Source organism: Streptococcus porcorum, assembly GCF_053203725.1.
The window spans coordinates 1-10,372 of sequence record NZ_JBRUDG010000047.1; the positions used below are offsets into that span (position 1 = coordinate 1).

A 10,372-nucleotide genomic window follows, 5' to 3' on the forward strand; every position below is an offset into this window, starting at 1 on the left:
ACATCGACTGGTATAATTGCCACAGACCACAAGAAAAATTAAAAGGTATGACTCCCTTAGAATTTAGGGAAGCATACCTTCTAAAGACCTAACTTTTTTAACTGTCCATTTTATCTGGGGCTTGACATTCTTACTCTTTTTTCAATTTTCAAACAATTTCATTAGGCAAGCGCTAACTTTTATAGTATAATACTGTGAAAGGAGAATTATCATGAATCCAACTTTCGGTGAAAAAATTGAGCAGGTCAGTTATCATAACCGCTATGGTGTTTATGCGGTCATTCCCAACCTAACTAAAGATCAGATTATTTTAGTTCAAGCTCCTAACGGTGCCTGGTTTCTACCTGGAGGCGAAATCGAAGAAAATGAAGATCATTTTTCAGCCCTTGAACGTGAATTACTTGAAGAACTTGGTTTTTCAGCAACTCTTGGACAATATTATGGACAAGCCGATGAGTATTTTTACTCTAGCCATCGTGATAAATATTTTTACAATCCTGCATACATCTATGAGGTCACTTCTTTTAAAGAAATTAGTCAACCACTTGAGGATTTTAACCATATTGCTTGGTTTCCAGTTGATATGGCTATTGAAAAACTCAAGCGAGGAAGTCATAAATGGGGTATCGAAATATGGAAAAAATCACAGCAAGACTAGTCTCACTCCTAGTTTAGTGCTATAATAGACCTATAAGAAATTGAGGAGGAAAATTATGAAATTAATCAATACAACTCGTAGCCACTCAGCTTTGGTTCGTAGTCAACTGGAAAATACTGACGCTACACTAGTGGAAACTTACTCTGCTGGTAACACAGATGTCATTTTTACACAAGCTCCTAAACACTATGAGTTAGTGATCACCAACAAGCACCGCGCCATTAAAGAAAATGAACTTGAAACAATTCGTGAATTTTTCCTCAAGCGTAAAATCGACAAAACTAGCATTCTGCAAGAACAAATCAAAACAATCCATACTTCTAATTTAATTGAAATTTCCATCCCTATTATTTAAAAGCTGGTTTATCCAGTTTTTTACAATAAAAGACTACAGACTTAATTTTTTTACAACTATACTTCGAGAGATAAGTTCCCTAAAAGGACTTATCTTTTAATATAAAAAAAATGAGATTGTGTTTTACACTCAATCTCATTTTTTTATACTTATTTTTCTTCAAATCCTTCAGCTACTGCTTGAGGGAAATTTTCTTCTACTACTGTAGCACAGTGATCACAGATAAGAGCTTTATAAGGACGTTCAGTCACACTGGTATCGATGCGACGGCAACGGTCGCAAACTTCACCAGCCGCTCTTTCAACAGTAAAGGCAAGGTCTTCAATCACTGTTGCTTCTTCTGGAGCCTCATCTTCTAAGACTGTTAGGTCAGAAACAATCAATAATTGAGCAATATCTGCTTCTAGTGAGTCTAATAGGGCTTTTGTTTCTGTATTCACATAGACAGTCAAATGCGCTTCAAGTGACTTACCAATAACTTTTTCGTTACGTGCTTCTTCCAAAGCTTTTTGCGTTTGCGTACGGAAGTTCATAAAAGCTTCCCATTTTTCAAGTAAGTCTGCCTCATTTGCAAAAGTTTCTACTTCTGGAATTTCGGCTAATTGGACAAACTCCTCTTCTTCATGCTCAAGATAAGACCAGATTTCCTCTGATGTATGTGGAAGGATTGGGGTCAATAGTTTTGTGATTTTCACAAGGATGTCATAAAATACTGTTTGCATTTGACGACGTGCCACAGCATTTGCCCCTTCAATGTAAACAACATCTTTTGCAAAATCAAGATAGAAGGCTGATAAATCAAGAGTCACAAAGTTTACAACGGCCTTATAGATAGCCATAAAGTCATAGTTTTCATAGGCTTTTCGGATTTGTCCCACTAATTTGTTAAACTTAACCATTGTGAATTGATCAACTGATCGAAGATTCTCATAAGCCACTTTATCCGTTGCTGGATTAAAATCAGAGGTATTGGCAATCAAGAAACGTAAAGTATTACGGATTTTACGATAAGTTTCTGATACTTGTGATAAGATCTCCATTGATACACGAACGTCATTTGAGGTATCTACAGAAGTCACCCATAAACGTAAGATTTCTGCTCCAAATTGCTTTTCAACATCACTTGGTAAAATGGTATTACCTAGTGATTTAGACATTTTAAGTCCTTTACCATCAAGAACAAAACCTTGAGATAACACAGCCTTATATGGTGCATGCCCATTAACAGCAACAGAAGTAATCAGAGAAGAATTAAACCAACCACGATATTGATCTGACCCTTCAAGATAAAGATCAGCTGGGTAAGAGAGATGATCACGAGCATTCATCACACCATTCCATGAGCTACCTGAATCAAACCAAACATCCATAATATCTGTTTCTTTGGTGAATTCTCCATTAGGAGAGCCTGGATGAGTAAAGCCTTCAGGAAGAAGTTCTTTAGCATCACGTTGCCACCAAACAATTGAACCATGCTCTTCAAAAAGATTAGCAATGTGGTCGGTTACTTCTTTAGTTAGAATAGCTGTTCCATCCTCAGCATAGAAAATTGGCAGTGGGACACCCCAAGCACGTTGACGTGAAATAACCCAATCACCACGATCACGAATCATATTATAAAGACGTGTTTTTCCCCATCCTGGATAAAAGTTTGTTGCCTCAATTTCATCTAGAATCTCTTGACGGAATTGAGAGACTGAAGCAAACCATTGTGGAACAGCACGCCAAATAATTGGCTTTTTAGTACGCCAATCAAATGGATAAGAGTGGTTAATGACCTCACTGGCAAGAAGTAAATCTCCCAACTTCTCCTTAACAGTAGGAACAACCTTATCATAAAATTGCCCTGCCAAATCTGGACCTGCATTTTCCATCATGATCCCACGACTATCAACTGTAACTGCAACTTCTAAATTATACTTGATACCAACATTATAGTCATCCTCACCAAAACCTGGGGCTGTATGAACAATACCTGTACCAGAATCTGTTGTGACATGATCACCTAAGATAACTAATTCTTCAACTTCTGTATCCCAAGGGTGTTCTGTTACAATGTATTCTAATTCAGACCCCTTATAAGTAGCAATGATTTCAAATTGTTCCCAACCAAATTTAGTGGCTAGTTGATCTACCAAAGCTTCTGCTACCACATACTGACGATCTTGTCCATTTGGTTTCACAGAAACATAAGTCATATCAGGTCCGACTGTCAAACCACGAGAGGCGGTGATGGTAAATGGTGTCGTCGTCCATACCACGATATAAGTCCCCTGATCAAGAACCCCTTTACCGTCTTTAACTTTGTTCGCATAATAAAGTGATGTTGAATCAATATCATGGTATTCAATCTCAGCTTCTGCAAGAGCCGATTCAGATGACCATGACCAATAAACTGGCTTAGCCCCACGATAAATATAGCCTTTATCTGCCATACTACCAAACACACGAATTTGAGCCGCCTCATAATCTTTTGTTAAGGTAATATAAGGATTTTCCCAGTCCCCAAGGACACCTAAGCGTTTGAAATCTGTACGCTGTTTATCAACTTGGCTTAGGGCATAATCCTTACACATTTCAAGATAAGCCACTAAATCCATCTCTTTACGCTTAACACCTTGTTTAGCTAAGACCTGTTCAATCGGAAGACCGTGAGTATCCCATCCTGGAACATAAGGAGCACGGAATCCCATCATTGATTTAGAACGGATAATAATATCTTTAGAAATTTTATTCAAGGCATGACCAACATGAATATTACCATTCGCATATGGGGGGCCGTCATGTAAATGAAAGGCTGGTTTTCCTTCATTAAGTTCTTGACGACGGGCATAAATATTTGCTTCATCCCAAGCCGCTTGCCATTGTGGCTCTTTATTGGGTAAGCCAGCTCGCATTGGAAAAGCCGTTTTTCCAAGATTCAGTGTTTCTTTTAATTTCATATCTACCTCTCAATATATAAAAAGAGCTTTCATCAAAAAGGACGAAAGCTCGTGGTACCACCTTAGTTTGGACTCCTACTACGAAAAGTCCCTCTTATGCTCTTAAGGCGAGCTCACCTTTTATCCTACTGTCCTTCAGATAAAATACCAACAAAATGATAATAACAGATACAGGGATTGCAGGGCTCACACCATCTCCTACTCGCTAAAAATATGTATCTGATACCGTATTTTTGTTATTAGTCTTGATTAAAATTGATTTTAAAAGTTTGTGTATCCCCTAAATTAGGTTCTGTTGGCTCCACATCATCAAAGGTAATAAATGACTCAGAAGGAATTTCAGTCACAACTTGTTCTGATACTTCCTCTTGGATAGCCTGTGACTCTAATTCAGCATGTGCTTCTTCTTTTAAAGCCATTTCAACTTTTTGATTGCTTTCTGCAACACGACGTTGAAGTTCTTCCATCTCTTCTGCTGTAAACTGACGAGTAGCATCGAAGGATTCAAAATCAGAAGTTTCATCTAAAACATGCTCATCTAAAACTTTTTCTACTACTTCTCTAAATGCAGCATCTGAATTTTGTAAATAGACAGCTGTTGGCTTCAATAACTCTGCCCACTCTGGAGCGTTGATCAAGCCAAGCTGACCTTCTACTGAAGCAAGCAAACGTTGATGGAAAACACGACTTTGACGCTTCAAATCCTCAGTTTCTACAGCAATGCGTTTTGCCTCATCTGTAGCATCACGTAAAATTTCATTAGCTTTGAGTTTTGCTTCATCAACCAAGCGTGTTGATTCATAATTTGCTTTATTCAACATATTTTCAGACTCTGTTAAAGCTGATGACTTCACTTTCTCTGCTGTTTCTTGAGCTAGAATAACTGACTGGCTCAATGATTCTTTCATATCATCAAAATAAAGAATCTTTTCTTCTAAACTTTTAATACGATCAGCTTGTTCACGATTTTTGCGAACCAATTCCTCAAAATCATCAACTAAAATATCTAAAAATTCATCAACTTCTTCAACATTATAACCACGAAATTTGGTCGTAAAAGTCTTATCTTTAATATCTACTGCTGTAATTGCCATGCTTGTCTCCTTATTATTTTAGGTCTTTTCTATTCTAATTTTATGTTTACCGCTTTTTGTCAATCCCAAATCAGACGTTAAATAAAATCGTCCAAAACCTCTAACGCTAATCAAATCACCAATGCTCAACATGACAGAAGATTTTGTCATAACACGATAATTTAGTTTCACTTTTTCAGTTGTAATCAATTTTAAGGCCTGACTACGTGATAATTTTAATACGCTTGATAAGACTTTGTCAAGTCTTAAACTGGATAAAATCAGATCTTTAGTGTCTCTTTCTTCATAGGATACAATAGACTGACTGTAATCAACTTCATTTAATTGAACAGATACTCTAGAGATCTTAGTAATTTCAGAGACAAAATGGCTAGATAATCTTTGATCCACAAACACTTGTGCCCTGCCATCTTCGACTAAAATATCACCAAAAACTGTTCGTTTCACGCCCATCTGATGTAATAAAGCTCCTAGAATTTGACGATGTTCCAATTGATTAAATTTATTTGCATATTTAATCTCCAGCAGAGCGATTTCAAAATCTTTTTTCTCTAAAATATAGTAGTCAGGTGCAACAATGACACGAGCATATTCTCGTGTCATATATTGATTTGATGAAAAACATTTTAATCCTGATCTATTAGCAAGTACTTGATAAATTTCGACCTGTCTAGGATTGATAAAAGGTGTCAATAACAAACTGTAGCGCGTTTCAACAAAACGAATATCATTTTCTACTTTTTCAACGAAAGCCAGTTCATCTTTACTAAAATGTTGGGTCAGTGAGTGTTCCATTTTATCTATATCAACACCATAATCAAGAGTCGTCCTAGAAAATTCAACAAAAATAGTGCTACTAAAATTGTAAAATCTAAACCAGCAAACTGCAAATTCAATCTCCTAAGAGGTGTTATAACAGGAGAGACTATATTTTCTAACCATCTTCCTATACCAGAAGAAGATGCTCCTGGGAACCAAGATAATAAAGCATAGGCAATGAGTAAAAATGAGTAAACATCTAGCAAACGTAATAATACATATATTAAGTATCCAAACATATTTTTATCGACGCTTCATATCATAATCAAAATTATAGTCTTGAGTATTTGAAGATAAGCTAATGTCTTCAGCCTCAACAACAACATTAATTGGGGTCAACAAGTACATTGATGAACCAACCTTTTGTAAGGTTCCGCCTAAAACATGACTAGCTCCATCAATAAAATCTAGACATCGTCTGGCTTGTGCATCTAACATATATTGAAAATCAATCAAGACACACTCTTGAGAAGCTAACAGATCTACAATTTCTGTAGCATCTTCATATTTTTTAGGATATTTTATTGCAATCGTAATCATTTCTTTTTGTGTCAAATAGTTGTCCGGTCCTTGTTTCGGATAGTTAGTGGTTTGTGATTCTCTTGTTCGATAAGAACTTGTTTGTTCATTAGAAGTAAGTTGACGAGCAGTAGCCGCAATTGATTGAGGTCTCTCTGCTGATCTTTGCCTCTGAGTTTCCGTCTTGACTGGTTGCTCTCTCTTTGGAGGCAATTCCTGTCTAACTTCTGGTATAGAAGACTCCTCTTCCACTCTTAGAGAACCTGATAAAGCAGTATCAGATGATTCTTCTAATTCATTTTCTTCATCTGTTTCAAAGTAAGAAACAATTCTATTTAGTCCATTTTTAAACATCATGATCTCTCCATTATTCAAAAAATGCTGTCCCTACTCTAACAAAAGTTGCACCATTTTTAATAGCAATGGGGTAATCTCGTGTCATCCCCATACTCAATTCTGTCAAAGGCATATTAGGAAGTTTTAATGAAGCCAATTGGCAACGTAAAGATTCTGTCTTTGAAAAAATCTCTTGTAATTGCTTATCGTCTGCATCAAATGGCGCCATGGTCATCAAACCAACTAGCTCAATATGTTTTAACTCTTGTAATTCTTCTAAAACAGAAGTAACCTCTGTCGTAGAAAAGCCATGCTTACTTTCTTCACCAGATACATTGACTTGCAAGAAACACTTTATTGTATGTTCGGCACGCTTATCAATTTCTCTTGCCAGCTTGACGGAATCTAGAGCATGAAAATAATCTACCAAATTGATAACATCTTTAACTTTTCTGCGTTGGAGAGTCCCGATAAAATGCCATACCACGTCATCATCATTTAGAACTTGATATTTCTCTAGAAATTTATCGGCACGATTTTCACCAATATGTCGAATACCTGTAGATAAAGCTTGACGTGTGGCAGCAATATCAACATATTTTGTCACTGCAATAACCTTTACAGATTCTGGAGAGCGTTTCGCCTCCAAACACGCAGCTGCAACAGCATTTTCTATATTTTTTTTATTTTGATTTAGATCCATTATTAACGATTTTTAAAGAAAGGCGGTGTTTCTAATTCATCATCTACTTCTGGCTTGCTTGAGAACGTTGAAACTTTTAGCTGACTATCTAACTCTCCCTCAGTTGGGCGTTTGATGTTATCACGTCTTAAATCCCAATTACCAAATGATGATGGCTGTGATTGATTATTAAAATCTTGATAAGCTGAACCTTGTGTTGGCACTTCTACACCACTTGACAGGTCAAAATCATAATTTGGACGACGATTAAAACCTGTTTGAGGCTGAGAATCAGAAGACTCTGATTGTGTTTGACGTACAGGACGAACACCTACTGCGCCAGCTGCTTTTTCTTGGCCAACTCCAGTTGCCACAACAGTAACACGGATTTCATCTTTCATACTGTCATCAATCGAAGTTCCTAACCAAATGTTAACACCATGTCCAGCTGCCTGACTAACAATTTCTGAAGCTTCTTCTGCCTCAATCAATGTCATATCAAGACCACCTGTCACGTTAACGATAACATCTTCGGCACCATCAATAGTTGTTTCAAGTAATGGAGAATAAATTGCCTTACGCGCAGCTTCTACCACACGCTCCTCACCTGAACCAATCCCGATTCCCATAAGTGCATTACCTTTACTTGCCATAACAGTTTTCACATCAGCAAAGTCAAGGTTGATCAACCCTGGACTAGTAATCAAATCGGTAATCCCTTGAACACCTTGTCTAAGAACGTTATCAGCTTCACTCAAAGCTTCAAGAAGTGGTGTCTTTTTATCAACAATTTCAAGGAGATTATTATTTGAAATAATCAATAAAGTATCAACTTGTTCACGCAGCTCAGAAATCCCTTCAACTGCAAAGTTACCACGTTTATTCCCTTCAAAACCAAATGGTCGTGTCACAACAGCAACTGTTAAGGCCCCTAGACTTTTAGCAATACGAGCAATTACTGGAGCAGCTCCTGTACCTGATCCGCCCCCCATGCCTGCTGTGATGAAGACCATATCTGCACCAGTTAATGCTTCAGTCAATGCCTCTTCACTTTCCTCAGCTGCTTTACGACCAACTTCAGGTTGACCTCCAGCACCTAAACCACGAGTTAATTTAGGACCTAACTGAATGACTGTCTCTGCTTTTGAACTACTTAAGGCTTGAATATCTGTGTTAGCTGCAATAAATTCTACACCTGCTACACCTTCTTCAATCATGCGGTTGATAGCGTTTCCTCCGCCACCTCCTACACCGATAACTTTAATAACTGCACCTTGTACTGATGCCGCATCGAATGAAAATGCCATTTTTTATCCTCTCTAATCAAACATACTTCCAAAAATTCCACGTACACGATCTGAAAATTTCGTTTTTGGTTCCGTTGAGTTTACCTCTTGTTGTTGAAGGCGTGTTGTCGGTTCTGCTGGTGGAACTTGATATCCCGTCTCAACTGGAGCTTTTGGCGTTTGATAACGCTCATAATCTCCTACTGAATAAGATTGTTGAGTAGGTTGTTTCACTGGTTGAGTTGGAGCAGAACGATAAATATCAATAGGTTGTTGACGTAACATCGCATCACCGTAAATGGCTCTTTGCGAAATTTCATCAACCTCTGTTAAAGTACCTACATATTCCACCATACCAATCACATTGGCAAAAATAGGATTACGAATTCCAACTTGGTTTGGAACATATAGCTTCACTTGAGTTCCTAAAACTTGCTCAGCTAACTCAACAATACCTGGAAGAATAGCACCCCCACCAACTAAAATAACACCACCTGGTAAATCTAATAAGCGTCCACGCTCTAAATCTTGTCGAACCTGATCTAAGATGTGTTTAAGGCGAGCAGAGATAATCTCAGCTAGATACCGTTCTGTTATTTCAACCGGCTCACGTGCACCTACAACCTCAACTTGGACTGTTTCAGTATCGCTCGCTTGCTCGACATTGGCTTCTCCAAAATTAAATTTCAAAGATTCTGCTGTCTGAAGGGAAGTTTTCAGTACTTTAGAGATGTCTTTAGTAATATAGTCTCCACCTTCAATATAGACATTAGTATATTCTAACTCTTGAGCACGCATAGCTGCAACTGTTGTCTGTCCACCGCCTAAATCAATAACGATGCCTCCAAACTCACGCTCACCTTCATTTAAGATGGAACGTGTCAGAGAAAGAGGGGTAATGATAATATGCTCTGCTTTTATACCAGCTCGCTCTACTGTACGACGTAAGTTGTGGATAATAGTGCTTGGTCCTGTATAAATCAATGCACGCATTTCTAAGCGCGTTCCCATCATTCCTCTTGGATCACGTATACCTGCGAAAGTATCTACAACAAACTCTTTAGGAATAATAGAAATAACCTCTCTGTCTGGAACAATACTCTTTGTCAAGGCAGATTGGATAACACTCTCTACATCTTCATCCTTGATTTCTTTTGTGTCACTAATGATAGGGACCATTCCTTGAGTAGGTTCAATTTGCAAAAGATTTGCAGGTAAGCCTACATTGACTGTTTCAATGGTCATACCTGACTTCTCTTCTGCTTGTTCAATCGCAGTTCTAATAGTTGCAGCTGCCGCCTCAATGTCTACAATGATGCCATCCTTAACACCTGAACTCTTGATGTTACTCACACCGATGACATTCATTTCTCCAGCAATATACTCTGCAACAAGAACTTTAATCGAGCTTGTACCAATATCTAATCCTGTAAAAAAGCCATTTCTAGCCATTCACTCGACCTCTCTATCTCTTCTTACTATTGATTTCTAATACTTCATTTACTGATAAACAATACTGCTTTTTGCAGAATTATTCAGGAAATATTATATCATAAAAAAGGCTCTTTGTCAACTGTAGTGGGTAGATGAAAAGCTAACACCTAGAGAGGACGAAATTCGTTCTCTCTTTCTTTATGTTCAAGGCAATCAAAATCCGTTTTTTAAAGTTTTCAAAGTTCCT

The 10,372-nt window shown here is 37.6% G+C and carries 11 protein-coding genes; 3 read left to right on the forward strand and 8 right to left on the reverse strand.

The genetic code is table 11. The annotated features are described in order from the left end of the window. Nucleotides 1-2 precede the first annotated feature (2 nt). The 3 genes from ACVRWY_RS08960 to ACVRWY_RS08970 all read left to right on the forward strand — a co-directional run bounded on the left by ACVRWY_RS08960 (nt 3) and on the right by ACVRWY_RS08970 (nt 1,013). The gene (locus tag ACVRWY_RS08960) at nt 3-92 is read left to right on the forward strand and encodes an IS3 family transposase (RefSeq protein ID WP_447455796.1); all 90 of its coding nucleotides are present in this window, start codon (nt 3-5) and stop codon (nt 90-92) included. A 119-nt stretch (nt 93-211) separates the two neighbouring features. Beyond that, nucleotides 212-658, forward strand: a complete 447-nt coding sequence (locus ACVRWY_RS08965; RefSeq protein ID WP_354369852.1) for an NUDIX domain-containing protein — start codon at nt 212-214, stop codon at nt 656-658. A 55-nt stretch (nt 659-713) separates the two neighbouring features. Next, a complete protein-coding gene (locus ACVRWY_RS08970) occupies nt 714-1,013 on the forward strand; it encodes a DUF1827 family protein (RefSeq protein ID WP_354369851.1) in 300 nt (99 codons plus the stop codon). A 149-nt stretch (nt 1,014-1,162) separates the two neighbouring features. Here ACVRWY_RS08970 and ileS read toward each other — a convergent pair whose 3' ends face one another. The 8 genes from ileS to ftsA form a co-directional block, all read right to left on the reverse strand. After that, nucleotides 1,163-3,955: an isoleucine--tRNA ligase gene (gene ileS, locus ACVRWY_RS08975; protein WP_354369850.1), complete on the reverse strand. Its 2,793-nt coding sequence runs from the start codon at nt 3,953-3,955 to the stop codon at nt 1,163-1,165. Nucleotides 3,956-4,194: 239 nt separating this feature from the next. Beyond that, nucleotides 4,195-5,049 carry a DivIVA domain-containing protein gene (locus ACVRWY_RS08980; RefSeq protein ID WP_354369849.1) on the reverse strand — a complete coding sequence of 285 codons (855 nt, stop codon included), beginning with the start codon at nt 5,047-5,049 and terminating at the stop codon, nt 4,195-4,197. Between the two features lie 18 nt (nt 5,050-5,067). Then, nucleotides 5,068-5,844, reverse strand: coding sequence for a YlmH family RNA-binding protein (locus ACVRWY_RS08985; protein WP_354369848.1), 777 nt, complete (start codon nt 5,842-5,844; stop codon nt 5,068-5,070). A gap of 5 nt (nt 5,845-5,849) precedes the next feature. Continuing rightward, nucleotides 5,850-6,107 (reverse strand): YggT family protein, encoded by a 258-nt coding sequence (locus ACVRWY_RS08990; RefSeq protein ID WP_354369847.1) that lies wholly within the window; start codon nt 6,105-6,107, stop codon nt 5,850-5,852. Between the two features lie 4 nt (nt 6,108-6,111). Beyond that, nucleotides 6,112-6,744, reverse strand: coding sequence for a cell division protein SepF (locus ACVRWY_RS08995; protein WP_354369846.1), 633 nt, complete (start codon nt 6,742-6,744; stop codon nt 6,112-6,114). Between the two features lie 10 nt (nt 6,745-6,754). Then, nucleotides 6,755-7,426 carry a YggS family pyridoxal phosphate-dependent enzyme gene (locus ACVRWY_RS09000; protein WP_354369845.1) on the reverse strand — a complete coding sequence of 224 codons (672 nt, stop codon included), beginning with the start codon at nt 7,424-7,426 and terminating at the stop codon, nt 6,755-6,757. 2 nt (nt 7,427-7,428) lie between these two features. Further along, on the reverse strand, nt 7,429-8,712 hold the full coding sequence (gene ftsZ / locus ACVRWY_RS09005; protein WP_354369844.1) for a cell division protein FtsZ: 1,284 nt from the start codon (nt 8,710-8,712) through the stop codon (nt 7,429-7,431). A 12-nt stretch (nt 8,713-8,724) separates the two neighbouring features. Further along, a complete protein-coding gene (ftsA, locus tag ACVRWY_RS09010; RefSeq protein ID WP_354369843.1) occupies nt 8,725-10,143 on the reverse strand; it encodes a cell division protein FtsA in 1,419 nt (472 codons plus the stop codon). Nucleotides 10,144-10,372 lie beyond the last annotated feature (229 nt).

Coding starts and splice junctions, on each gene's coding strand:
- ACVRWY_RS08965 (WP_354369852.1), top strand. CDS start 212: ATGAATCCAACTTTCGGTGAAAAAATTGAGCAGGTCAGTTATCATAAC.
- ACVRWY_RS08970 (WP_354369851.1), top strand. CDS start 714: ATGAAATTAATCAATACAACTCGTAGCCACTCAGCTTTGGTTCGTAGT.
- ileS (WP_354369850.1), bottom strand. CDS start 3,955: ATGAAATTAAAAGAAACACTGAATCTTGGAAAAACGGCTTTTCCAATG.
- ACVRWY_RS08980 (WP_354369849.1), bottom strand. CDS start 5,049: ATGGCAATTACAGCAGTAGATATTAAAGATAAGACTTTTACGACCAAA.
- ACVRWY_RS08985 (WP_354369848.1), bottom strand. CDS start 5,844: ATGGAACACTCACTGACCCAACATTTTAGTAAAGATGAACTGGCTTTC.
- ACVRWY_RS08990 (WP_354369847.1), bottom strand. CDS start 6,107: ATGTTTGGATACTTAATATATGTATTATTACGTTTGCTAGATGTTTAC.
- ACVRWY_RS08995 (WP_354369846.1), bottom strand. CDS start 6,744: ATGATGTTTAAAAATGGACTAAATAGAATTGTTTCTTACTTTGAAACA.
- ACVRWY_RS09000 (WP_354369845.1), bottom strand. CDS start 7,426: ATGGATCTAAATCAAAATAAAAAAAATATAGAAAATGCTGTTGCAGCT.
- ftsZ (WP_354369844.1), bottom strand. CDS start 8,712: ATGGCATTTTCATTCGATGCGGCATCAGTACAAGGTGCAGTTATTAAA.
- ftsA (WP_354369843.1), bottom strand. CDS start 10,143: ATGGCTAGAAATGGCTTTTTTACAGGATTAGATATTGGTACAAGCTCG.